The sequence below is a fragment of the Actinoplanes sp. NPDC051388 genome (assembly GCF_055586225.1).
Genome location: NZ_JBVJIP010000016.1, coordinates 17,225 through 40,256, shown reverse-complemented (window position 1 = coordinate 40,256; position 23,032 = coordinate 17,225). Strand labels below are relative to the sequence as shown.

Annotated in this window: 18 protein-coding genes; 8 read left to right on the top strand and 10 right to left on the bottom strand. The window is 71.1% G+C overall.

Annotated features, from left to right (window positions below):
- Window positions 1-61: 61 nt before the first annotated feature.
- On the bottom strand, window positions 62-1,684 hold the full coding sequence (locus ACZ6TI_RS33770; protein WP_465349262.1) for a beta-1,3-glucanase family protein: 1,623 nt from the start codon (window positions 1,682-1,684) through the stop codon (window positions 62-64).
- 107 nt (window positions 1,685-1,791) lie between these two features.
- Complete coding sequence (locus ACZ6TI_RS33765) at window positions 1,792-3,336, bottom strand: ricin-type beta-trefoil lectin domain protein (RefSeq protein ID WP_465349261.1); 1,545 nt, start codon at window positions 3,334-3,336, stop codon at window positions 1,792-1,794.
- A 207-nt stretch (window positions 3,337-3,543) separates the two neighbouring features.
- On the opposite strand from ACZ6TI_RS33765, the gene ACZ6TI_RS33760 reads away from it, so the two are divergent.
- Genes ACZ6TI_RS33760 through ACZ6TI_RS33745 form a run of 4 tightly spaced genes read left to right on the top strand, consistent with a single transcriptional unit; the run spans window position 3,544 to window position 8,133 of the window.
- The gene (locus ACZ6TI_RS33760; RefSeq protein ID WP_465349481.1) at window positions 3,544-4,692 is read left to right on the top strand and encodes an N-acetyltransferase; all 1,149 of its coding nucleotides are present in this window, start codon (window positions 3,544-3,546) and stop codon (window positions 4,690-4,692) included.
- Window positions 4,693-4,706: 14 nt separating this feature from the next.
- Window positions 4,707-5,000 carry a UBP-type zinc finger domain-containing protein gene (locus ACZ6TI_RS33755; protein ID WP_465349260.1) on the top strand — a complete coding sequence of 98 codons (294 nt, stop codon included), beginning with the start codon at window positions 4,707-4,709 and terminating at the stop codon, window positions 4,998-5,000.
- A gap of 11 nt (window positions 5,001-5,011) precedes the next feature.
- Window positions 5,012-6,670, top strand: coding sequence for an NAD(P)/FAD-dependent oxidoreductase (locus tag ACZ6TI_RS33750; protein ID WP_465349259.1), 1,659 nt, complete (start codon window positions 5,012-5,014; stop codon window positions 6,668-6,670).
- Window positions 6,667-8,133 carry an ATP-binding protein gene (locus ACZ6TI_RS33745; protein ID WP_465349258.1) on the top strand — a complete coding sequence of 489 codons (1,467 nt, stop codon included), beginning with the start codon at window positions 6,667-6,669 and terminating at the stop codon, window positions 8,131-8,133. The genes ACZ6TI_RS33750 and ACZ6TI_RS33745 overlap by 4 nt, the downstream gene beginning before the upstream one ends.
- A gap of 51 nt (window positions 8,134-8,184) precedes the next feature.
- On the opposite strand, the gene ACZ6TI_RS33740 is transcribed toward ACZ6TI_RS33745, so the two are convergent.
- The 5 genes from ACZ6TI_RS33740 to ACZ6TI_RS33720 all read right to left on the bottom strand — a co-directional run bounded on the left by ACZ6TI_RS33740 (window position 8,185) and on the right by ACZ6TI_RS33720 (window position 11,630).
- The gene (locus tag ACZ6TI_RS33740) at window positions 8,185-8,688 is read right to left on the bottom strand and encodes a mycothiol transferase (RefSeq protein ID WP_465349257.1); all 504 of its coding nucleotides are present in this window, start codon (window positions 8,686-8,688) and stop codon (window positions 8,185-8,187) included.
- Window positions 8,675-9,466, bottom strand: coding sequence for a hypothetical protein (locus ACZ6TI_RS33735; protein ID WP_465349256.1), 792 nt, complete (start codon window positions 9,464-9,466; stop codon window positions 8,675-8,677). Before ACZ6TI_RS33735 ends, ACZ6TI_RS33740 begins: the two co-directional genes overlap by 14 nt.
- Window positions 9,463-10,845 (bottom strand): MFS transporter, encoded by a 1,383-nt coding sequence (locus ACZ6TI_RS33730; protein ID WP_465349255.1) that lies wholly within the window; start codon window positions 10,843-10,845, stop codon window positions 9,463-9,465. The genes ACZ6TI_RS33735 and ACZ6TI_RS33730 overlap by 4 nt, the downstream gene beginning before the upstream one ends.
- 102 nt (window positions 10,846-10,947) lie before the next feature.
- Entirely contained in the window at window positions 10,948-11,334 is a 387-nt protein-coding gene (locus tag ACZ6TI_RS33725; protein ID WP_465349480.1) for a VOC family protein, read from the bottom strand.
- A complete protein-coding gene (locus ACZ6TI_RS33720; protein WP_465349254.1) occupies window positions 11,334-11,630 on the bottom strand; it encodes an ArsR/SmtB family transcription factor in 297 nt (98 codons plus the stop codon). Before ACZ6TI_RS33720 ends, ACZ6TI_RS33725 begins: the two co-directional genes overlap by 1 nt.
- 25 nt (window positions 11,631-11,655) lie before the next feature.
- Here ACZ6TI_RS33720 and ACZ6TI_RS33715 point away from each other — a divergent pair, with 25 nt between their 5' ends.
- Genes ACZ6TI_RS33715 through ACZ6TI_RS33705 form a run of 3 tightly spaced genes read left to right on the top strand, consistent with a single transcriptional unit; the run spans window position 11,656 to window position 15,435 of the window.
- Window positions 11,656-12,528, top strand: a complete 873-nt coding sequence (locus ACZ6TI_RS33715; RefSeq protein ID WP_465349253.1) for an alpha/beta hydrolase — start codon at window positions 11,656-11,658, stop codon at window positions 12,526-12,528.
- Window positions 12,507-13,418, top strand: a complete 912-nt coding sequence (locus tag ACZ6TI_RS33710; RefSeq protein WP_465349252.1) for an RNA polymerase subunit sigma-70 — start codon at window positions 12,507-12,509, stop codon at window positions 13,416-13,418. The genes ACZ6TI_RS33715 and ACZ6TI_RS33710 overlap by 22 nt, the downstream gene beginning before the upstream one ends.
- A 10-nt stretch (window positions 13,419-13,428) precedes the next feature.
- The gene (locus ACZ6TI_RS33705) at window positions 13,429-15,435 is read left to right on the top strand and encodes a heavy metal translocating P-type ATPase (protein ID WP_465349251.1); all 2,007 of its coding nucleotides are present in this window, start codon (window positions 13,429-13,431) and stop codon (window positions 15,433-15,435) included.
- On the opposite strand, the gene ACZ6TI_RS33700 is transcribed toward ACZ6TI_RS33705, so the two are convergent.
- The 3 genes from ACZ6TI_RS33700 to ACZ6TI_RS33690 all read right to left on the bottom strand — a co-directional run bounded on the left by ACZ6TI_RS33700 (window position 15,395) and on the right by ACZ6TI_RS33690 (window position 21,623).
- The gene (locus ACZ6TI_RS33700) at window positions 15,395-17,170 is read right to left on the bottom strand and encodes a S9 family peptidase (RefSeq protein ID WP_465349250.1); all 1,776 of its coding nucleotides are present in this window, start codon (window positions 17,168-17,170) and stop codon (window positions 15,395-15,397) included. The genes ACZ6TI_RS33705 and ACZ6TI_RS33700 overlap by 41 nt on opposite strands.
- A gap of 21 nt (window positions 17,171-17,191) precedes the next feature.
- The gene (locus ACZ6TI_RS33695) at window positions 17,192-18,964 is read right to left on the bottom strand and encodes an N-acetylglutaminylglutamine amidotransferase (protein ID WP_465349249.1); all 1,773 of its coding nucleotides are present in this window, start codon (window positions 18,962-18,964) and stop codon (window positions 17,192-17,194) included.
- A gap of 67 nt (window positions 18,965-19,031) precedes the next feature.
- Entirely contained in the window at window positions 19,032-21,623 is a 2,592-nt protein-coding gene (locus ACZ6TI_RS33690; protein ID WP_465349248.1) for a glutamate--cysteine ligase, read from the bottom strand.
- Window positions 21,624-21,856: 233 nt separating this feature from the next.
- On the opposite strand from ACZ6TI_RS33690, the gene ACZ6TI_RS33685 reads away from it, so the two are divergent.
- Window positions 21,857-22,948 carry a glycoside hydrolase family 26 protein gene (locus ACZ6TI_RS33685; RefSeq protein WP_465349247.1) on the top strand — a complete coding sequence of 364 codons (1,092 nt, stop codon included), beginning with the start codon at window positions 21,857-21,859 and terminating at the stop codon, window positions 22,946-22,948.
- The last annotated feature ends 84 nt before the right edge of the window (window positions 22,949-23,032 follow it).

Sequence of the window (23,032 nt, the reverse complement as noted above, 5' to 3'; positions counted from 1 at the left end):
CCGGCGCGTCCGGCCGAAAGTTGGAAATTCGGTTGACGCGCCGGGCTCTGGCGGGGACTTTCTAGAACGGCGTGAGCTCGATGCCGGCCGCCCGCGGGTCGCCGGAGTGCACGAGCGACTCCTGGTTCTGCACGTCGTCGAAGGCGAATCCATACGCCTTGCCGTCGACCATGTTCTGGTGAATCAAACGCGAATAGTGATTCGTGAGTGACCCCTTGTAGAAGTCGGCCGCGGTGCCCCCCGGCTGGGTGTCGATGGTGCCCAGCGTGGACCGGTGCAGGGCCGCGCACAGAGTCCGCGCGATCGGCCCGACCACCTGGTCGTTCGGGGCGCCCAGGGCGCCGTCACAGCCCCACACGTTGGCCGTGCTCGGCTTGGTGAAGGACGCCACGGTCCGCCCGGTCGAGTCGGTGAAATTCATGACATTCCCTTGGGTGCGCCCGGCGAAGCGCACGTCCGGCCGATCACCGAAGGGCACCACGGTCAGCGTCTTCGACGTGTACGCGTTCCAGGCCGACGTGATGTAGGGATCCAGGTACGCCGGGTCGAAGCCGCCCGAGTCCGCCGCCTTGCCGGGGGCGAGCACGCGCAGCACCGTACCGTCGGACCGGGTTTGAATGGTCCTGTCGAAGCCGGGCTGGGCCTTGATCGCGTCGATCACCCGCTGCCGGCCGCCGGCCTTGAGCTCACCGGTCTTGGACGTGCGCCCGTCGCCACCCTGCACGCTGACCACGTGCGGCACGGCGAACATGTCCACCTGCGAGCTGTTCAGCCACAGCCCCGAGTCGTTGAGGGTGAACTCCGACCAGTCGAAGAGGATGTCCCGGTTGGGGTCGCCACCGGCCCACGGCGCGGGCTGCACCAGGCCGTCGGTGCTGAGCCGGAAGTCCAGCTTGCGGCCGAAGGACATGTACATCCGGCCGGACAGCCCCTTCGGCACCTTGATGGTGGTGCCGGCGCCGTTGGCCGGTCCGGGGATCGCCACGTCCGGCGCGGGCACCGGCACCGGCTGGCCGCCGGTCCAGTTGTGGAAACCGCCGCCCGCGTCGACGTAGCCGAGCTTGCCGGTGCCGAGGTTGACCCCGAGCACATAGAGGAAGACCGCCTCGTTGCGCCCGGTCCGGTTGGTCACGGTCACCGGGAGCAGGTTGGACGCGGCCGGCGGCGGGTTGTCGGCCGGCTTCGTCGTGGTCGGCGGCGTCGTGGTGGGCGGTGGCGGGTTCTCCACCGGAGGCGCCGTCGTGGGGGCCACCGTCGTGGGAGCGGTCGCCGGCGGCGGGGCGACCACGCCGCCGCCGGTGCAGGATGCGCCGTTCAGCTTGCAGTTGATCGGCATGCCACCGGAGGCGATGAAACCGAAGGACACCTTCGCGCCGACCGGCACGGAGCCGTTCCAGGCGCGGCTGGTGAACGTCCGATGCGCCCCCGAGGCGGTCATGTCCGCCTCCCAGAAGCTGCCGATCGTGCCGCCCGCGGGCAGGTCGAACTCGACCTTCCAGGAGCTCATCGCGGCGCTGCCCTGGTTGTTGATCGTGACGTCGCCCTGCCAGCCGGAACCCCACTCGGAGGTCTTGCTGATCGTGGCGGTGGCCGCGGCGGCGGAGGCCGGCAGGGCGATCCAGACGGTGCCCGCCGCGGCGACGACCGCGGCGGTGGAGAGGAGGAGTGTTCGGAAACGGCGCATGGTCACGATCATCGATGAGAAAGTGACCAGCGCCGTTCCTTCGGAACATCATTAAAGTTTGTTAAAGATTCTGACCTGCGATAACGCTTTTCTTCGGAGAGTTTTCCCTAGCCTCGGCGCCACTTCTGGTTCGCGCCGCCGGTGCAGTCCCAGATGATCATGACGGCGCCGTCGTTCGCGTTCCAGGCGTCGATGTCCAGGCACCGGTTCGCCTGCGGGTTGACCAGGTCGCCGGCGGCGGTGTGCACCCACTGCTGGGCCGGGTTGCCGCTGCAGCCGACGATCTGCACCACGGCGCCCGGCGCGGTCGAGCCCCAGGCCACGTCCAGGCACTTGTTGTTCGACGTGCGCAGGGTGCCGTTGATCGACTCCCAGCGCTGCGCGGCGCTGCCGTTGCAGGTCCACATCTGCACCCGGACGCCGTCCGAGAAGTTGCCGTTCGGCACGTCCAGGCACTTGTTGTGCCAGTTGCTGATCACCGCCTGGCCGGAGCCACCGCCGCCGGTGGTGGTCAGCGAGAGGCCGTAGACGCCGAGGATCTCGTTCACCGGCTGGAACCACATCGTGGCGCCCGAGGTGCAGTTGCCCGAGCCGCCGGAGGTCACGCCCTGCGCCTGGTTGCCGGTGATCCAGGAGCCGCCGGAGTCGCCCGGCTCGGCGCACGCGTTGCTGCGGCTCAGGCCGGAGACCGAGCCCTGTGCGTAGTTGATGGTCTCGTTGCGGCCCAGCAGAGTGCCACAACGCCACCCCGTGGTACGCCCGGAGCGGCAGATCGACGAGCCGATGGCGGCGTCCGCCGACCCGGCCACGGTGACGTTGCCGCCGGCGTAGTTGTTGACCCACGGCTGCGAGGTCCAGTTGGCGTTCGTGCGCACCCAGGCGTAGTCGTTGCCCGGGAAGGACGAGCCGGCGAACGTGCCCTGCGCGACGTTGTTGTAGCCCAGCGTCGGGCTGCCCGTGCCGCCGCAGTGCCCGGCCGTGACGAAGCCGCCGGCCACCGCGAAGCCGACCGAGCAGAGCGTGTTGCCGTTGATCACGTACTGGTCGCCGCCGCGGGTGTCGTACATCGTCTTCGGCTGTTCGGCGGTCACGACCTTGACCGCGCCCGCGCCGCTGTCCGCCGCGAACTTCTTCGCCGCCGCCTCGGCGCCGGGCTTGGCCATCACCACGACGCTGTTCGTGGCGACGTCCACGTACCAGCCGCGGACGTCCTTGGACGCCGACTTGGCGCGCTGGTCCATCCGCTTCCGGGCCGCGGCCAGGTCGGACTCGCCGCGCTTGACCACGGTGGCGTCGGCGCCCTCGACCCGGGCCGCCGCGGCCGCCGCCTCGGTGGTGACCGCGACGGTGAGCCGGCTCTTGCCGGCCGGGATCCAGGCGCCGCCGAACTGGGCGCCCAGCTTGGCGCGCAGCCGCTTCTCGACCACCGGCGCGGCGGCCTCCGTGCGCAGCCGCTGAGCCACCTGGTCGTCGTCGAGCTTGAGGTCGCGGCGCATCGCGGCGAGCATGCCGGGCTCGATTCCGAGCGCCGGCCGGACGGCCGGGGCCGCGGGGGTGGCGGGCTTCTCGCCGGCGAAGCTGATCAGGGGAGTGAGACCGACCGCCGTGACGGCTGCCGCCGCCACCAGGATCGCCTTGTACGTACGGGCCATGGGGATGTCCTTACGGATCAGGGGATGAGGGAGAGCGCTCTCTGATCGGAGTTTGTCTATCTATTAACAACGTGTCAAGAAATCCCTCGGAAACAACCGCCGAGGACCGTACGGGTGGGTGGCGGCGCACGTTCGCCGGAGCGGCCACGGACGTGCAAGGGTGGACGCCGGTAAACGGGTCGCGGATGAGGGGTGTGCGCCGTGGGCATGGTCAAGGTGGTCGGGCTGGTGCTGCACCCGAGGCGGGACTGCGGCGCGGCGATCGACGCGATCGTGGCCTGGGCGAAATCGCGCGACGTGACCGTGCTGGGCCTGCAGGACGAGATCAACCGGATCGACTGCGACGCGATCGCGGTCACCTCCGAGCAGATGGTCGAGCGCGCCGGGCTGCTGGTCAGCCTGGGTGGCGACGGCACGATGCTGCGCACCATGCGGCTGGTCGAGGGTCGCAAGACAGTGGTGCTCGGGGTGAACGTGGGCCGGCTGGGCTTCCTCGCCGAGGTCGACCTGCCCGACCTGCCGGGCGCGCTCTCCGCGATCGACGAGCACAAATTCACCGTCGAGTCGCGGATGGCGGTGCGCACCGTGCTGCCCGGCGGCAAGGAGGTGTCGGCGTTCAACGACATCGCGCTGGTCCGGGTGCCCGGCGACGGGCTGGCCGCGGTCGGCATCGGGGTCGAGGGCAAGAACTTCGTGAGCTACGCGGCCGACGCGGTGATCGTGGCCACGCCGACCGGCTCCACGGCGTACAGCTTCTCGGCCGGCGGCCCGATCGTCTCGCCGAACGTCGAGGGCCTGATCGTCAGCGCCTCCGCCGCGCACTCGTCCTTCAACCGCTCGCTGATGCTCTCCCTCGACGAGCGGCTCGAGCTCGACGTGCTGCCCACCAGTGGCCGCCTGGCGGTCGAGGTGGACGGCATCATCGAGGGCTACGCGGCGGCCGGCGACCAGCTCGAGATCATCCCGATCCCGGCGGCCGCCCAGGTGATCCGGCTCGGCGGCACATCGTTCTACGAGCGGGCCCGGCGCAAGCTGCGGGTCGAGGGCAGCGCCCAGGTCGGCCAGGGCGACGCCGGCGACGCGACGGTGGTGGACAGCTTCGAGCGGCAGCGCTACGAGATCGTGCTCGGCGGCGAGGTCGCCGGGGTGCTGCACTACCGCCGCCACGGTGGCATCGTTGAGCTCGCGCACACCGAGATCGATCAGGCCTTCGAGGGCCGGGGCCTGGCCGGGCGGCTGGCGTCCGCGGCCATGGACGACGCCCGTAACCGGGCCACCCCGGTCCGGGTCACCTGCCCGTTCGTCACCAGCTATCTGGAGCGCCACCCGGAGTACGCGGACCTGCTGGACAGTTAGGAAGGACCTGATTCATGACCTCTTCGCCCTGCACCCACCTGAGCGAGGCCAAGGACGTCACGCCGTCCGGCGACGGCTGCGTGGAATGCCTCGCCGCCGGTGGCCGCTGGGTGCACCTGCGGCTCTGTGAGACCTGCGGCCACGTCGGCTGCTGCGACTCCTCGCCGGGCAAGCACGCCAGCAAGCACGCGCACGACGACGAACACCCGCTCGTGCAGTCGTTCGAGCCGGGCGAGAACTGGTGGTGGTGTTACGTCGACGAGGTCGCGTTCGCCGTCCCGGACGCCCCGACGTTCTCCCACAGCTGAAGGTTGCACCCATGGGCCATCCCGCGATCCTGACCGTCGACGACGACCCCTCCGTCTCCCGCGCCATCGCTCGCGACCTCCGCCGCCGCTACGGCGAGAACTACCGCATCGTCCGGGCCTCCGCGGCCTCGGACGCCCTGGACGCGCTGCGCGAGCTCAAGCTGCGTGGCGGCCGGGTCGCGGTGATGCTGGCCGACTACCGGATGCCGCAGATGAACGGCATCGAGTTCCTCGAGCAGGCGATGGACCTGTTCCCCAACGCGCGGCGGGCGCTGCTCACCGCATATGCGGACACCGACGCGGCGATCTCGGCGATCAACCAGGTCGACGTCGACCACTACCTGCTGAAGCCCTGGGACCCGCCGGAGGAGAAGCTCTATCCGGTGCTCGACGCGCTGCTGGACGCCTGGCAGGCGACCGGCGACCGGGAGGTCGAGGACATCCGGGTGGTCGGCCACCGCTGGAGCGAGCCGTCATATGCGCTCCGCGACTTCCTCACCCGCAACCTGGTGCCCTACAAGTGGCTCTCCGCGGACGAGCCCGAGGGCCGGCGCCTGCTCGACGCCGCCGGGGTCGGTCCCGAGGCGATCCCGCTGGTGGTCACCGCGGACGGCCGGGCGATGGCCCAGCCGAGCACCACCGAGGTGGCCGAGGCGGCCGGGCTGTCCACCGCGCCGGACCGCGACTTCTACGACCTGATCATCGTCGGCGGCGGGCCGGCCGGGCTGGGCGCGGCGGTCTACGGCGCCTCCGAGGGCCTCAAGACGCTGCTGGTCGAGCGGCAGGCGGTCGGCGGCCAGGCCGGGCAGAGCTCGCGCATCGAAAACTATCTGGGCTTCCCGGACGGCATCTCCGGTGGCGACCTCACCACCCGCGCCCGCCGGCAGGTCGGCCGGTTCGAGGCCGAGGTGCTGAACACGCGGGAGGTGATCGGGATGCGCACGGACGGCTCGGCCCGCACCCTGTCGCTCTCCGACGGCGGCGAGGTGTCCGCCCACTCGATCGTGCTCGCCACCGGCGTCGCCTACCGCCCGCTGGTGGCCGACGGGGTGCCCGAGCTCACCGGCTCCGGCATCTATTACGGCTCGGCGTCCTCCGAGGGCCCGGCCTGCGAGGGCAGCGACGTCTTCATCATCGGCGGCGCCAACTCGGCCGGGCAGGCGGCGATGTATTTCTCCCGCTTCGCGAAGAGCGTGACGCTGCTGGTCCGCGGCGACTCGCTCGAGGCCTCGATGTCGTACTACCTGATCCAGCAGCTCCACAACCGGGAGAACGTGCACGTGCGCACCCGGTGCGAGGTGATCGGCGCGCAGGGTGAGGGGCATCTCCAGGCGATCACGATCTGCGACGGTAAGAATGGGATGAGCACCACCGTCGAGTGCGGCTACCTGTTCGTCTTCATCGGCGCCGAGCCGCGCACCGACTGGCTCGGCGACGCGGTCGCGCGGGACGAGAAGGGCTTCGTTTACACCGGCCCGGATCTTTTGACAAATGGCACGCGCCCGAAGGGATGGGATCGGGACCGCGATCCGTTCTACCTGGAGTGCAGCGTTCCCGGCATCTTCGCGGCCGGCGACGTCCGGGCCAACTCGGTGAAGCGGGTGGCCTCGGCGGTCGGCGAGGGAGCGATGGCCGTCACGCTCGTGCACCGTTATCTGGAGGCGCAATGACCGACATCGAGGAGATCATTCTCGAACCCTGTGAACCGGGCCAGCTCACCCCGGACGAGCTGCGGTCCCTCTTCCTCTTCGAGAAGCTGAGCGACGAGCAGCGCGAGTGGATCGCCGAGCACGGCTGCACCATGCGGGTCCCCGCGGGCAAATACGTCCTTCGCGAGGGCGACCCGGCGGAGAAGTTCTTCATCCTGCTCAGCGGCACCATCCAGCTCACCCGCAACGTCGGCGGGGACCAGGTGGAGACCAACCGCACCGAGCAGCGCGGGGTCTACATGGGCGCGACCCAGGCCTACCTGCGCGACGACGGGTTGCAGCGGGCATACATGGGGTCGATGCGGGCGCTGGACGACTGTGAGTTCTACGTCCTCGAGGCGCAGGACTTCGGCCAGATGATCCGCGAGTGGTTCCCGATGGCGATCCACCTGCTCGAGGGCCTCGCGATGGGCATGCGCAACTCGCAGGCCGCGATCAGCGAACGGCAGCGGCTGACCGCGCTGGGCTCGCTCACCGCCGGACTGATGCACGAGCTGAACAACCCGGCCGCGGCCGCCTCCCGGGCCACCGGCGTGCTGCGGCAGCGGGTCGCCGGCATGCGCCACAAGCTCGGCATGCTGGCGCACGGCAAGGTCGACCCGGCCCGGCTCGACGCGCTGGTCGAGCTGCAGGAGGAGGTCATCGAGAAGGCCGCGAAGGCGCCTCAGCTGACCGCGATGCAGGCTTCCGACCTCGAGGACGAGCTCGGCGAGTGGATGGACGAGCACAACATCACCGGTGGCTGGGACCTGGCGCCGGTCTTCGCCCAGGCCGGGCTCGACATCGACTGCCTCAACGACATCGAGCGCAAGGTCGGCGACGCGAAGCTGCTCGACCAGGCGGCGCACTGGCTCGGCTACGCGCTCGAGACCGAGCAGCTGATGACCGACATCGAGGACGCCACCAGCCGGGTCTCCAGCCTGGTCGGCGCGGCCAAGCAGTACTCGCAGATGGACCGGGCCGCGCACCAGTGGATCGACGTGCACAGCGGGCTGGACAGCACGCTGGTGATGCTCACCCACAAGATCGGCGACGGCGTGAAGGTGGTCAAGGACTACGACCGCAGCCTGCCGCAGATCCCGGCGCATCCGGCCGAGCTCAACCAGGTGTGGACCAACCTGATCGACAACGCGGTGCAGGCCATGAAGGGTGTCGGCACGCTCACCCTGAAGACCTATCAGGAGAAGGAGCGGCTCGTCGTCTCGATCGGGGACTCCGGGCCGGGCGTGCCGGAGGAGCTGAAGAAGCGGGTCTTCGAGCCGTTCTTCACCACCAAGGCGGTCGGCGAGGGCACCGGGCTCGGCCTGGACATCTCCTACCGCATCGTGGTCAACCGGCACGGCGGCGACATCACCCTCGCGTCGGAGCCGGGCAACACCCGGTTCATGGTGCGGCTGCCGCTCACCGAGCCGTCCTCCACCTGACGCAGACGCGAAAAGGGCCCGCCACGAGAGGTGGCGGGCCCTTTCGTCGTCTCAGGAGATCAGACCCCGGATGTACGCGGCCTGCCCGGCGTGCTGCGCGTCGTCGTCATAGACGCTGACCAGGCGCACGCCCAGGGTGACCGGCGGATCCCAGGCCTCGTCGACCACCTCGTCGAGGTCGGCGTCGGACAGGCGGCCCAGGTAGGCCACCGTGCGCTCGTGCACCGCCGCGTAGTAGTCGATCAGCGTCCGCGCGCTCTCCGGCGCCACGTCCGACACCTGGGCCGGGCCGTGGCCGTACCCCGTGTCGGTCGATCCGGCCTCGAGCCCGAACCGCGGCGCCCAGCCACCCTCGGTGTAGATCTGCTCGGCGCCGAGCAGCTCGGCGACGTGGCTGTCCTGCACCCGGGTCAGGTGCCAGACCAGCCAGCCGATCGTGTTGGCGCCCTTGGCCGGCGCGTGCCGCAGGTCCTCCGGGCTCAGCCCGGCGACCGCCGTCTCGACCAGCTCGGGCAGCCGCCCGAACGCCTCCAGCAACACGTCATTGCCCCGCATCGCCACTCCCTCCCGCGGGCGCCTCGCCAGCCGCGCCGCCGCTCGCGCCACCGCCGTCGCCGGCCGCCCCGCCGGAGTCACCCGGCGGCTCGTCCGAACCGGAGTCCGGCGTCGGATCGGTCGTCGGTGTCTCGGTGGCCGGATCGGTCGTCGGTGAGTCGGTCGGCGTGCCCGAGTCCGTGCCGGTGGGCGCGGAACTCGGTGTCGACCCGGGCTCCGAACCGTCCTCGGTGGCGGGCGCGGCCGGCGTCTCGGAAACCGCCGGCGCCGGCGTGTCGCCGCTCTTCGAGCCGCCGTCGGTGACGCTGCTCAGCGTCGTCGTGCCCGACGAGTCGCCGCCGACCATCGACGCCACCGACCTGCCGGCCATCAACTCGACCGCCGTCAGCGTGCCCATGGCGAGCACGAACAGGGCCGCGGCGGCGAGCCCGATGCGGCTCCAGCGCAGCTTTCCCTTGCGTTCGTCCTCCGGCACGGTGTGCGACGGCGAGTCGTCCTCGGTCGCCGCGGCCACCTCGGGGGTGCCGACCGCGGCCGGCGCCTTGACGAACGTCGGCGCCAGCGTGGCCTGCAACTTCGCGGCGCCCTTGCGCAGCGACCGGTGGTAGATCTCGGTGCCGACCGAGCCGATCACGCTCGCCACGGCCGCGCCGACCAGGGTGCCGGCCACGCCCAGGAACGAGCCGATCACTGCCGCGCAGACCGCGGCGAGTGCGCCCGCCAGAGTTTTCGGAATGTCGATGCCGGTCCAGAAACGGTCCGGTGCGTGCTCAGTCATGTCCTCCTCGGCCCCATACTTGGTTCGTTCACGTCTGTTTCGGACACGGCGGAAGCCTCTGCCTTCTCCGCGCGGCGAATCGCCAAACCTCGGCGTTCCGCCAGAATCTCGCGGATCGGACGCACGACCACCCCGTCCTCGGCCATCTTTCGCCTGGCCAGCCGCCGGGTGCGCAGGATGCCGATCACACCGATCGCACCGACCACATATTGGACGGCGAGCGCGATCCGGAAGTCTGCCAGGTCGTAGTCCGCGGTGCCGCCGGTGCGCGCGTCGAGGATCAACCCGACCAGCATGATGGTCAGCAGCGACGCGGTGAAGCCCCCGACGTTCACGATGCCGGTGGCGGTGCCCAGCCGGCTCGGCGGGTTGAACGTGCGGGCGAACTCGAAGCCGATCATCGAACCCGGCCCGCCCAGGCCCAGCGCCAGCACGAGCAGCACCAGCACCGGCAGCGGCGCCGGACCGGGCCAGGACAGCACCAGGCCCCAGCCCAGCGCGTTGGCCACCACCACGCCCAGCACCAGCCACGACCGGCGCAGCGGATGCCGCTGCACCAGCACCCCGATCACCGGCCCGGCGGCCATGCCGGTCAGCACGAAGAGCGTCAGCAACACGCTCGCCGTGCCGCGCGCCAGGCCCTCGCCGGCGATCAGGAACGGGAAGCCCCACATCAGCGCGAACACCGTGCCGGTGAACTGCGTGGTCCAGTGCGTCCACAGCCCCAGCCGGGTGCCCGGGTGCAGCCACGCGTGCTTGAGGTCGAAGCCCAGCTGCCGCGGCGTGATCGCCGGGCCCGAGCTGATCCGGCGCTCCGGGGAGTCCCGCAGCGCCAGCAGGGCCAGCACCGCGACCAGCACGCCCGCGGCCGCCGCGCCGACGAATGCCGACGACCAGCCGGGCCCGGCGAGCAGGAAGGCGAGCGGGACCGCGCTGATGATCTGGCCGAGCTGCCCGACCAGGCCGGTGAGCTGGGTGAGCACCGGCACGCGCCGGGCCGGGAACCACTGCGGCACCAGCCGCAGCACGCTGATGAAGGTCATCGCGTCACCCGCGCCGACCAGCACCCGGGCGATCACCGCACCGGTCACGTCCTCGGAGAACGCCATCAGCGCCTGCCCCGAGGCCATCACCAGCGCGCCGGCCACCACCATGCGCAGCGACCCGAAGCGGTCGAGCAGCACGCCGGCGGGCACCTGGAGCGCCGCATAGACCAGCAGCTGCAGCACCGCGAACGAGGCCAGCGTGCCGGCCCCGATGCCGAAGCGGTCCTGGGCGTCGAGCCCGGCCACCCCGAGCGAGGTGCGGTGCAGCACGGCCAGGACATATGCCGAAAGACCGACAGCCCAAACCGCCCAGCCTCGAGAGTTGGGCCGCATGTCCTGCCTTCCGGTTGCCGTGTCGCGCGTTCGGACCCAGCCTTGTCCGGCCGGGTGCGGGATCGCAACGAATCGGGCGCAGGACACACGTGCGTCCGGTCACTACTTCATGGCGGCCAGCTGGATCAGGTTGCCGCAGGTGTCGTCGAACACGGCGGTGACCACGGGACCCATGTCGGTCGCGTCCTGGGTGAACTCGACACCCAGCCCCTTGAGGCGCTCGACCTCGGCGGGCACGTCGTCGACGGCGAACTGGGTGAACGGGATGCCGTCGGCGGCCAGCGCCTTCTTGAACGCGGCCGCGGCCGGGTGGCCGGCCGGCTCGAGGAGCAGCTCGACGCCGTCCGGTGCGGCCGGGGAGACCACGGTGAGCCAGCGGTACTCGCCGGTGGGCACGTCGGTCTTCTTGGTGAAGCCCAGCTTTTCGGTGTAGAAGGCCAGCGCTTTGGCCTGGTCGTCGACGTAGACGCTGGTCAGATTGATGCGGATCACGGGTGCGGTTCCTCTCGGTCGATGGGCCACCGCTCGGCGATCGAGCGCAGCGGGCTCGTGTCGATGTGGTGGAACTTGAACCGGCCCTGGCGCCGGGTGCGCACCAGGCCGGCCTGCTCGAGCACCGCGAGGTGCTGCGAGATGGCCTGGCGCGACGAGGCCAGGCCGTGCTTCATGGTCAGCCGGCCGCAGATCTCGAACAGCGTCTGCCCGTCGCGGTCGATCAGCTCGTCCAGGATGATGCGTCGGGTGGCGTCGCCGATCGCCCTGAACAGGTCGGGTTCTGCGTCCACTGACCAGTTATAGGCAAGTCAGCACTTGCCTGTCAAGCAGATCCGCCGATTCCTTTCCGGCCCGGCCGCGGTCTGCACCGGCATGGACATCATCGAAAGCATGTACGAGCGCTGGTCGTCGGGCGTGGGGCAGGGCGACGACTCGTGGGGCGACGTCACCACCGAGCCGTCCGGGGTGCGCTTCCGCGACGTCGACGCGGGCGGGGTGCCCGCGCTGTGGGCCGAACCGGCCGAGGCCGCGGACGGCCGGGCGATCCTCTATCTGCACGGGGGTGGCTTCGTCGGTGGGTCGCTCGTCACGCACCGGAAACTGGCCGGGCATCTGGCCCGGGCGGCCGGGGTGCGAACCCTGCTCGCGCACTACCGGCTGACGCCGGAGCATCCCTGTCCGGCGCAGATCGAGGACGCGCTCACCGCGTACCGGTGGTTGCGGGATCTTGATCTTGAAGTCGTGCTGGCCGGGGACTCGTCCGGGGGCAATCTGGCGATCCAGGTGGCGTTGCGGGAGCCGGCCGCGGCACTGATGCTGATCTCGCCGTGGACGGATCTCGAGCTGACCGGCGAGAGTTATGAGAGCAATGCGCGGCATGACCTCGTGTTCACCCGGGAGATGGTGTCGGGGCTGGTGCGGATGTATCTGGCCGGGGGAAAGCAGGAGATCGACGCGCTGCGGGCGGATCTCGGTGGGCTGCCGCCGACGTTCGTGCAGGTCGGTGGGCATGAGGCGCTGCTCGACGACAGCCTGATGTTCGTCGAGCGGGCGCGGGCGGCGGGGGTGGACGTGCGGCTGGACGTGTTCGACGGGCAGCTGCACACGTTCCAGATGGCGGCCGGGAACCTGCCGGTGGCGGACGAGGCGATCGGGAGGTTCGGGGCATGGCTGCGGCGGATGCGCTGACCGTCGGGTTCGAGGCCGAGCGGCGCGGGCTGGTGGCGCACTGCTATCGGATGCTCGGGTCGTGGGACGAGGCCGAGGACGTCGTGCAGGACACCTATCTGCGGGCGCTGCGGGGATGGGCCGGGTTCCGGGGGCGGTCGTCGGTGCGTACGTGGCTCTATCGGATCGCGACCAACGCCTGCCTGACGGCACTCGACGGGCGCGGGCGGCGCGCGGTGCCCAGCGGGCTCGGCGCGCCCGCGGACGACGTGGACGCGCCGGGCGACCCGGCCGGGCCGGAAACCTGGATCCAGCCGATCCCGACCGACCCGGCGGCGGTGGCCGAGCAGCGGGAGAGCCTGCGGCTGGCACTGATCGCCGGGCTGCAGCATCTGCCGCCGCGGCAGCGGGCCGTGCTGTTGCTGCGCGAGGTGCTCGTCTTCTCGGCGGCCGAAGTGGCCGAGATGCTGGACACCACCGTGCCGGCGGTGAAGAGCGCGCTGCAGCGGGCGCGGGCGGTCCTGCCTCTCTCGCCGGGCGCGGTCGGTCCGTCGTCGCCTCGGGAGGAGGAACTGCTGGCGTCCTACATGGCCGCTTTCGAGACGGCCGACCTGGCTGCCCTGGAACGGGTGCTGCGTGCGGACGCGACGCTCGAGCTGGTGCCGAACCGCACGTGGTTCGCGGGAAACGAAACCTGTCTGGCGGCCGCCGGTCGGTCGCTGGACGCGCCGGGCGCCTGGCGGATGACCCCGGTCGGCGTGAACGGGCAGCCGGGCGCGCTGGCCTGGTGGCACGGTTCGCCGTTCGGGGTGGTGGCGCTGACGACGGCGCTCGACGGTATCGCGGGCATCACTGTGTTCGTCGACTCAGCTTTGGTTCCGACCTTTGCCAGATACCCCCAGGGGGTATAGGTTCGACGGCATGCATCACCACCATGAAATGTTCCGGCGGCGGTTCTGGCTGAGCCTCGCGCTCACCGTGCCGGTCGTGCTGACCAGCGAGATGGTCATGGAGTGGTTCGGCTATCAGCTGGACTTCCCTGGCGTGACCTGGGTCGGGCCGGTGCTCGGCACGGTCGTCTTCGGATGGGGCGGGTGGCCGTTCCTGACCGGCGCGTGGCACGAGATCCGGGCGCGCGCGCCGGGCATGATGCTGCTCGTCGCGATGGCCATCACGGTCGCCTGGGTGGCCTCGATCGCCACCGCGGCCGGCGTGTTCGACCTGGACTTCTGGTGGGAGCTGGCGGCGCTGGTCACGATCATGCTGCTCGGCCACTGGCAGGAGATGAAGGCCATCGGCCAGGCGCAGAACGCGCTGTCCGCGCTGGCCGCGCTGCTGCCCGACGTGGCCGACCGGGTCGCCGCGTCCGGCGACGTCGAGCAGGTCGGGCTCGGCGAGCTGGTCGTCGGCGACGTCGTGCTGGTGCGGGCCGGCGGGCGGGTGCCGGCCGACGGGTCGGTCATCGAGGGCGCGGCCGAGGTCGACGAGTCGATGATCACCGGAGAGTCGCGGCCGGTGCCGCGCGGGGTCGGCGACCGGGTGGTGGCCGGCACGGTGGCGACCGACTCGGCGGTCCGGGTGCGGGTGACCGCGGTGGGCGACGACACCGCGCTGGCCGGGATCGGGCGGCTGGTCGCGCAGGCGCAGGCCGCGGGTGGGCGGGCCCAGGCGCTGGCCGATCGGTTCGCGGCGTTGCTGTTCTATGTGGCGCTGGCGGCGGCGCTGGTCACCTTCGTGGTGTGGTGGGCGGTCGGCGGGCTGGGGGAGTCCGTGGTGCGCACGGTCACCGTGCTGGTGATCGCCTGCCCGCATGCGCTCGGGCTGGCGATTCCGTTGGTGGTGGCGCTGTCCACCGCGGTGGCCGCCAAGAACGGGATCCTGGTGAAGGACCGGCTGGCGCTGGAGCGGATGCGGGTCGTGGACGCGGTGCTCTTCGACAAGACCGGGACGTTGACGCGGGGCCGGCATCGGGTGAGCGCGGTGATCCCGGCGGCCGGGCAGGACGAGGCGTCGGTCCTGCGGATCGCGGCGGCGGTGGAAGCGGACAGCGAGCACCCGCTCGGGCGGGCCATCGGTGTTGCCTCCAGGAATGCAGAGCAAGGGCCGGGGGAGCCGGCGCCGGGTGTTGCCTCTAGGTACGCAGAGCAAGAACAAGCCCGCAACAATCGGGCCACCGGGTTCCGATCGTTGCCGGGGCGTGGCGTGCAGGCCGACGTGGACGGCGTGCGTTACGCGGTCGGCGGCCCCGCCCTGCTGCGCGAGCTCGGCGTGGCTCCGCTGGACACCGGCGAGTGGCCGGCGCGCGGCGCGGCGATCCTGCACCTGGTGCGGGACGGCAAGGAGGCGCTCGCGGCCTTCGTGCTGGAGGACGAGGTGCGGCCCGAGGCGCGCGACGCGGTCCGGCAGTTGCGGGCGCAGGGTGTCGGCACGATCGCGATGATCACCGGCGACGCCCGGGCGGTGGCCGACGCGGTCGCCGCGGATCTGGGCCTCGACGAGGTGTTCGCCGAGGTGCAGCCGGCCGACAAGGAGCAGACCGTGGCCGGTCTGCAGGCGCGCGGCCACGTCGTGGCGATGGTCGGCGACGGCGTGAACGACGCGCCCGCCCTGGCCCGCGCCGACGTCGGCCTGGCCATCGGGGCCGGCACCGACGTGGCGATCGAGTCGGCCGGCGTGGTGCTGGCCTCCTCCGATCCGCGCAGCGTCGCCGGTGTCCGCCGCCTGTCCCGGGCGTCCTATCGCAAGATGCGGCAGAACCTGGGCTGGGCGGCCGGCTACAACGTGGTGGCGATCCCGCTGGCGGCCGGGGTGCTGGCCCCGGCCGGCCTCACGCTCAGCCCGGCGGCGGGCGCCGTGCTGATGTCCGCCTCCACGATCATCGTGGCGCTCAACGCGCAACTACTCCGCAGGGTGCGAGGTGTTTCGTGAGCCACTCGACGGTCTCGCGCAGATATTCGGCCCGGGACGCGCGGTGCAGCAGTTCGTGACCCTCGTCGGGGAAGAGCAGATATCTGTGCTCGACGCCGCGCTCGCGCAGCGCCGCCACCACCTGCTCGGCCTCGATCAGCGGCACGTTGCTGTCGTTCTCGCCGTGCACCACCATCAGCGGCGTGCGCAGCCGGTCGATCCGGGTCAGCGGTGACAGGTCGTGCAGCAGGTCGGCGTCCCGCACCGGGTCGCCGTATTTGGAGACCGCCGCCGCCGCGATCCACGGCTCGGTGTGCTCGTAGAAGGTGGCAAAGCTGGCCATGCCGCAGACATCAATGCCAACGGCGAAAAGCGAGGGGTACGTGACCAGCGCCGCCAGCGTCAGATAACCGCCATAAGAGCGCCCCATACAGCCGATCCGCCCGGGGTCGGCCACCCCGGTCGAGACCAGGTGCTTGACGCACGACTCGACGTCGGCGATCGCGTCGTAGCGCCGAGCGCCGTTGTCCGCGTTCACGAAGGTGCGGCCGAAGCCGGACGACCCGCGCACGTTCGGCGCGAAGACGGCGATGCCGCGGTCCACCAGCGACTGGAACAGCGGGCCGTGCCCGGGCCGCTCCTGCGCCTCCGGGCCACCGTGGAACCACAGCACGGCCGGGTGCGGACCCGCACCCGCCGGGCGGAACAGCCACCCGGTCAGCGGCATCCCGTCGTGCCCGGTGAACTCCTCCAGTGTGGGCCGCACCGCGTTCGGCGACGGCTCCTCGACCGACACCGGGTGCAGGCCGTCCGCGTCGAAGGTCCAGGTGCCGTGCGGCTGCCCCGGACCCTCGGCGGTGAAGACCAGCGTGCTGCCGTCGGTGGACCAGGACGGGCCGCTCACCACGAAGCCGGGCAGTGGCTCGATCGCCCGGTGCTCGCCGTCCTCGAGCACGGACAGCGCCGAGCGGCCGCCGCGCAGGTTCCACAGCACCGCGGCCTTGCGCCCGTCGGCGGTCAGCGCGAAGGCCTCGACCTCGGCGTCGTCCCGGCCGGCGACGATCTCGGCATCCCGGACCAGCACCGGGAACTCGCCGGCGTCGCTGCGCGCCCAGATCGAGCCGTCCGGGCCGAAGACGGCTTCCTCGCCGCTCGTCACGTATTCCTCGGCGCCGGTCTCGAGGTCGCGGACCACGATGTGCCGGGCGCCGCGCGAGCCGTAGCGCAGCAGCGCCCGCGACCAGTCCGGGCTGACGTCGAAGAGCGAGATCAGCTCGCCGCGGGCGACCTCGCGCCGCGCGCCGGTGACCGGGTCGACGACCAGCGCGGTGGTCAGATTTTCGGTGACCGCGAGCAGCGACCGGCCGGGCAGCCAGCGCATGTTGTCCGCGGTCTCGGCGCCGAAGCCGGCCACCTGATGCAGCTCGGAGCCGTCCGGCCGGACCAGCCAGACCTCGTGCCGGGGCGCGCCGCCGGGCGCGAGCTGGCAGGCCAGCCAGCCGCCGCCGGTGGACCATTGCACCCCGGTCACCGGGTGTTCGCCCGTGTCGACCAGGAAGGTCAGCTCACTGCCGACCGGCTGCACCCAGACCTTGGGGGTGCCGCTGCGGTCGGAGACGTACGCCGCGTGCCGGCCGTCCGGGCTGAGCGCCGGCGACCAGCTGCCACTGACTTCCGAAGGGAGGGGTCCCGAGCCCAGATTCGTCCACCCCATCGGCAGCACGGTGACGTCGACGCGGTTGAGCTGACCGGTCATGCGGGTCCTCCTTCTTCTTTGCTAGATCCCCTTGTCCTGCAGCCAGAGCTCAAGGAGCGCGAGCTGCCACAACTGATTCGCACCGAGGGTGGTGCGTGGAGTATTCGGGTCGGCGAGGAGCGCGTCAACGTACTCCCGGCGGAACAATCCGCGTGTCCTGGCCGCGGGTGCATAAAGGGCATCTCGCACCATGTCCAGCATGGGCCCTTCGAGGTGCCGGATGGCCGGAACCGGGAAGTAACCCTTGGTGCGGTCGATCACCTCGTCGGGCACCACACCGCGGGCCGCGTCCTTCAGGACGCCTTTGCCGCCCGCTGCCAGCTTTAGCTCGGGCGGGCACGCGGCGGCAAGTTCGACCAGCTCGTGATCGAGGAACGGCACCCGCGCCTCCAGCCCCCACGCCATGGTCATGTTGTCGACCCGCTTGACCGGATCGTCCACCAGCATGATCTGCGAATCCAGCCGCAGCGCCGCGTCCACGCTGGTGGTGGCGCCGGGCCGGCCGAAACTGGCGGCCACGAAGTCCCGGCTCACGTCCTCGTCGAGGAACCACTCCGGGCTGAGCTGGTGAGCGAGGTCGCTATGCGGACGGTCGAAGAACTCCGCCGCATAGGCATCCACCGCACCCTGCCGCTGCACGGAAGCCAGCGGCGGGTACCAGCTGTAACCGGCGAAGATCTCGTCCGCGCCCTGGCCCGACTGCACCACCTTGATGGTCTGCGAGACGTCCTCGCTGAGCAGGTTGAACGCCACGCAGTCATGGCTCACCATCGGCTCGCTCATCGCCGCCACCGTGCGGGTCACCGCGGGCAGGAAGCGTTCCGTGCCGATCCGGATCTGGTGGTGCACGGTGTCGAACTGCTTGGCGATGACGTCCGAGTACGCGAACTCGTCACCCTCTTCGCCCGCCGCCGCCTCGAAGCCGATGCTGAACGTGGTCAGCCCGCGCTGCCCCTGCTCGGCCAGCAGCGCCACGATGAAGCTCGAGTCGAGCCCGCCGGACAGCAGCACGCCCACCGGCACGTCGGCGACCATCCGCCGCTCGACCGCGGTGCGCAACGCCGCGCCGACCTCGTGCGCCCATTGCTCGCGGGAGTAGTCCAGCCGGCGGGTGAAGTCCGCTTCCCAATATGTCCGCGAAGTCGAGGTGCCGTCGGCCTTGACGATGCGGACCGTCGCCGGCGGCAGCTTGCGCACCCCGTTGACGATCGTGCGCGGCGCCGGCACCACCGAGTGGAACGTCATGTAGTGCTGCAGCGCCACCTTGTCCAGCGACTTGTCCACGTCACCGGCCGCGAGCAGGGCCGGCAGGGTGGAGGCGAAGCGCAGCCGCCCGGGCGTCTCGGCGAGGTACATCGGCTTGATGCCGAGCCGGTCGCGGGCCAGCATCACGGTGCCGGTCGCGTGCTCGTGGATGGCGAACGCGAACATGCCCAGGAACCGCTGCACGCAGTCGGCGCCCCAGCGGTGGTAGGCCTTGATGATCACCTCGGTGTCCGAGGTGGAGAAGAACGTGTAGCCGAAGCCCCGCAGCTCCTCGCGCAGCTGCTGGTAGTTGTAGATGCAGCCGTTGAAGACCAGGGTGAGCCCGAGCTCGTCGTCGGTCATCGGCTGGCGGCCGGCGTCGGAGAGATCGATGATCTTGAGGCGGCGATGGCCGAAGGCGACCGGGCCCTCGGTGTAGAGGCCCTCGCCGTCCGGACCGCGGGACTCCAGGCACGGCAGCATCCGGCGGACCGCGTCGCCTTCCGCGGGCCGTCCGTCGAACCGGAGTTCACCGGCGATTCCACACATGGTGGGACCTCCCAAGATTCATCAGGGTGTGGGGCCGATATTTCGATCGTGTAACCGGGCCGTAACGCTATTGACCGAGAAGCCAAGTGTCCTTCGAGCCGCCGCCGCGGGACGAGTTGACGATCATGCTGCCGGCCGGCGCGACTCTGGTCAGGGCGGCCGGGGCGACCACCGACTCGCGGCCGGTGAAGACGAACGCGCGCAGGTCGACGTGCCGCGGCGCAAGCTGGTGCCCGTCGAACGCCGGATGCGTGGAGAGGTCGACCACCTCCTGCGCCACCCAGCGGTGCGGGGCCGCGTTGATCTGCCGGCGGACCGCGGACAGGTCCTCCGCCGAGGCGTGCGGCCCGATCACGATCCGGTCGCCGCCGTAGCCGTCGACCGGCTTGCAGACCAGCTCGGCGAGGCGGCCCAGGACCGCGGCCTTCTGGTCCGGGATCCCGCACAGGTACGTGGGCACGTCCGCCAGCAACGGCTTCTCGCCCAGGTAGTACTCGATCAGCTTCGGCACGTACGCGTACACGGCCTTGTCGTCGCCGATGCCGTTGCCCAGCGCGTTGGCCAGCACCACAGTGTCCGCGTGCAGCGCCGAGACGAGCGACGGCCCGAGCGGCATCCCGTCCGCGCCGGGGGAGTGCACCAGGCTGTCCTCGCCCATCCGCAGATAGATCACGTCCACCGGGTGGCGCTTGCCGTCCCGGATCCGGTGCACCCGGCCCTCGTCGACGAACAGCTCGGTGCTGCGGATCAGCGGCACTCCCATCTCCTCGGCCAGCATCCGGTGCTCGAACCACGCCGAGTCGTCCGGGCCCTGGCTGAGCACCACGATCGCCGGATCGTCGCCGGCCGCCGGGCCCGCCGCGTCGAGCAGCGCCCGCTTGAGCAGGGCCGGGGTGCCTTCCACGGTGAGCAGGCTCTCCGGGCGGGGCAGTTCGGGGAGCACCGCCTCGGTGAGGCGGCGGTTCTGCATCGCGTACCCAATGCCGGACGGCACCCGCAGGTTGTCCTCGAGCACGCACCAGTTGCCCTCGCCGTCGCGGACCAGGTCGACGCCGGCGACCTGGGCGCGGACGCCGGGCCGCGCGATCAGCGCGCCGCTCGGCCGCAGCTCCGGTGACCCGTCGATGACCCACTCGGGCATCACACCGTCCTTGACCACCAGCCGGTCGCCGTAGACGTCGCCGACGAACGCGTCCAGCGCCCGGACCCGCTGCACCAGGCCGGCCCGCAGCTGCTCCCAGTCGGCGGCCGGCACGATTCGCGGCACCAGGTCGAACGGGAACAGCCGGGTGGCCGCCTCGCCCGCCACGCTGAACGTGATGCCCCGCGCCCGTTGCTCGTCGTCCCGCCGGTCCTCCCGGCGCCGCAACCCGGCGCTGCCGAGCGCGGTGAGCACGTTGACGATCCCGTTGTAGGCGGGCGCGACGTCCCCGCCCGGGAAGGCTTCGTCGCCGGTCGCCGCATAGGGGAACAACCCGCCCGGGACGGTCTGGCCGTCCGGGCCGATGCCGGTCGCGCCGCCGCGGGTGTCCGCGACCACCAGGTCGACCACGTCGGAGATGCGGCCGCGGCGGGCCATCGCGCGCCGCTGCCGGGCCGCCGAGCTGCCCCGGCTCAGCGCCTGCACGCTCAGGTCGAACACCTGCTCCCAGTCGCCCAGCTCTTCGAGCTGCGGGCGGAGGTCGCCGACCAGCCGCTCGACGGCGACCGCGGCGGGCACCGGCACCGGCGAGCGCGGCAGGTCGAGCAGGTCGCCCTCGAGGCCCGAGCGGGCCGCCCGCCACATCGCCGCGCGGTGCACCGGCGGCCGGGTGCGGGCGAGCGGACGGCCGGCCCGGTAGTCCTGCCGGGCGCGCAGCACCAGGCCACGGAACAGGCCGGCGAGCAGCACCACGGTGTCCGCGTCCGGGCACGCGTCGGTGACCCGCAGCTCCACGGTGGGCAGGTGGGCCGACGGGCGCACGTCGAAATAGACCATCTTGGGGTCGGTGATGGTGCCCGAGGCGATCAGGTCGTTGACCAGCTGGTCGTGGTCCTCGGCCGAGGTCACCTCGCCGCTGTCGCCGGCGGTCGGCCAGCGCAGCCAGACCAGCGAGCGCACGCTGGCATAGCCGGAGTCCTCGCCCATCCAGAACGGTGAGCTGGCGGAGAGCGCGAGCAGCACCGGCAGGGCGGGCGCCACCCGCTGGGCGACGGACACGGCCTCGTCGCGATCGGGGATGGCGACGTGCACCTGGGCGCCGCAGATCAGCTGCTCCCGGGCCAGCATCTGATATTCGTCGAGCATCCGGCGATAACGCGAGGTGGGGGTGACCGGCAGCGCGTCCAGGTCGACCAGCGGCACCGTGCCGGCCGCGACCAGGCCCAGCCCGAGCGACTCGGCGACCCCGATGGCCTCGCGGCGCAGCTCGACGATCGCGTCCCGCAGCCCGTCGAGGGTCGGGGTGACCGCGGTGTTCGTCTCCACCACCGAGCGGTGCAGCTCGGCCGAGAAGTTCGCCGGGTCCAGCCGGGCGAGCACGTCCGGCGCCCGCGGCACGAGCTCCCGGGTCTTGAGATCGACTACGTGCAGTTCTTCTTCGACCCCGAGGGTCAAGTCCGTGGCGTTGCCGATGCCCTCCTCCCCGTCGTCCGCGGTGACCTTCAGTGACTCCGTCATGAGACCGCCTCTGTCCGTCCGGTTTTCCGTTCTCGCCGGAGCCTCGCGAAATCATGTGCCAGGCATGTGACGTGCCCATTTCCTCAGACGGTCAAGCATGCCCGGTGGATGCACGGGCGCTTCGTGCCAGAAGCGGCGGAAATTCTCCGCGACCGTGATCAATATCCTCCTCGCAGGGTGTTTTTGCAGCTCAGGGCGTTGTAGCGTCGGCGGCTGAACCCTGGGGAGGGCGGATGACGGACGTGCCGAGGATGCGGCGGCGGGGAATTCTGACCATGGCGATGATCACGTCCGGGCTGGCCGCGTGCTCACGCAGCGCACCCGGCACCCCGGCTCCGGCGTCCTCGTCGGCGCTTCCGGCGCCGTGGTCGCCGTCGGCGCCTCCGTCACCCTCCGTCACCGTCTCGCCGTCACCCTCTGCCTCCGCGTCCGCGTACGCCACGCCCGCCGCGGGGGTGCCGGCGCCGGCCGAGCCCGCGGTGACCAGAGGCGGCCCGGTGCCCGCATCCGACCGCGTGATGCTCGGCTCCTACCTGGCGCTGTCCGGGATGTCGTTGCGGGAGGGCCTCGCGCTACGCCGCCGCCAGCTCGGCCGCGAGCAGAAGATCGTGCACCGCTTCGTGGACTGGTCGGGGCGGATGGACCTGCCGGGTGCGGAGATCGGCCGCAGCACGCTGATGGTCTCCTGGCACGGCACCCGCCTCGCCGCGGTGACCGGCGGCGGGCAGGACCCGGTGATCAAGGCCGCCGCCAAGAGGCTGGCCGGCTATCGCAAGCCGGTGCTCCTGCGCTGGGCGTGGGAGATGAACGGCGACTGGTTCGAGTGGGACGGCAGCCACAACGGGCGCGACCCGGCGGCCTATGTCAGCGCCTTCCGCCGGATCCACCGGATCTTCCGGCAGAACGGCGCGGACAACGTCGCGTTCGTCTGGAGCCCGAACTGGAACTCGTCGCCGGACTCCGCCTGGAACCGGATGTCGAGGTACTACCCGGGCGACGACTACGTCGACTGGGTCGGCGTCTCCGGTTACGACTTCTTCCGGGAGTCGCCGGCCACGCTGTTCCGGGAGGTGGTCGGCGCCTACGGCCGGCGGAAGCCGATCATCCTGGCCGAGACCGCGGCGATCGACCTGGGCAGTGGCACGAAGGCGGCCTGGATCAAGGACCTCTCGTCCTATGTGCGCCGGACCGGTGCGATCGGCGCCGTGGTCTGGTTCGACACCGACGTGCAGCATGACAGCCCGCACAATTTCCGCTTCGACACGAGCGCCGATGCGCTGGCCGCGTACCGGTCGATGGCGCGCAGCGCTCGATTTTCGGGTTGAGAGGTATTGATCCGGCAACGCTTCCCGGCTTAATCTGCCTGTCACGAGGCGGCAATCGAATCGTATCGACGATTCGTATCGACA

Coding starts and splice junctions, on each gene's coding strand:
- ACZ6TI_RS33770 (WP_465349262.1), bottom strand. CDS start 1,684: ATGCGCCGTTTCCGAACACTCCTCCTCTCCACCGCCGCGGTCGTCGCC.
- ACZ6TI_RS33765 (WP_465349261.1), bottom strand. CDS start 3,336: ATGGCCCGTACGTACAAGGCGATCCTGGTGGCGGCGGCAGCCGTCACG.
- ACZ6TI_RS33760 (WP_465349481.1), top strand. CDS start 3,544: ATGGTCAAGGTGGTCGGGCTGGTGCTGCACCCGAGGCGGGACTGCGGC.
- ACZ6TI_RS33755 (WP_465349260.1), top strand. CDS start 4,707: ATGACCTCTTCGCCCTGCACCCACCTGAGCGAGGCCAAGGACGTCACG.
- ACZ6TI_RS33750 (WP_465349259.1), top strand. CDS start 5,012: ATGGGCCATCCCGCGATCCTGACCGTCGACGACGACCCCTCCGTCTCC.
- ACZ6TI_RS33745 (WP_465349258.1), top strand. CDS start 6,667: ATGACCGACATCGAGGAGATCATTCTCGAACCCTGTGAACCGGGCCAG.
- ACZ6TI_RS33740 (WP_465349257.1), bottom strand. CDS start 8,688: ATGCGGGGCAATGACGTGTTGCTGGAGGCGTTCGGGCGGCTGCCCGAG.
- ACZ6TI_RS33735 (WP_465349256.1), bottom strand. CDS start 9,466: ATGACTGAGCACGCACCGGACCGTTTCTGGACCGGCATCGACATTCCG.
- ACZ6TI_RS33730 (WP_465349255.1), bottom strand. CDS start 10,845: ATGCGGCCCAACTCTCGAGGCTGGGCGGTTTGGGCTGTCGGTCTTTCG.
- ACZ6TI_RS33710 (WP_465349252.1), top strand. CDS start 12,507: ATGGCTGCGGCGGATGCGCTGACCGTCGGGTTCGAGGCCGAGCGGCGC.
- ACZ6TI_RS33705 (WP_465349251.1), top strand. CDS start 13,429: ATGCATCACCACCATGAAATGTTCCGGCGGCGGTTCTGGCTGAGCCTC.
- ACZ6TI_RS33700 (WP_465349250.1), bottom strand. CDS start 17,170: ATGACCGGTCAGCTCAACCGCGTCGACGTCACCGTGCTGCCGATGGGG.
- ACZ6TI_RS33695 (WP_465349249.1), bottom strand. CDS start 18,964: ATGTGTGGAATCGCCGGTGAACTCCGGTTCGACGGACGGCCCGCGGAA.
- ACZ6TI_RS33690 (WP_465349248.1), bottom strand. CDS start 21,623: ATGACGGAGTCACTGAAGGTCACCGCGGACGACGGGGAGGAGGGCATC.
- ACZ6TI_RS33685 (WP_465349247.1), top strand. CDS start 21,857: ATGACGGACGTGCCGAGGATGCGGCGGCGGGGAATTCTGACCATGGCG.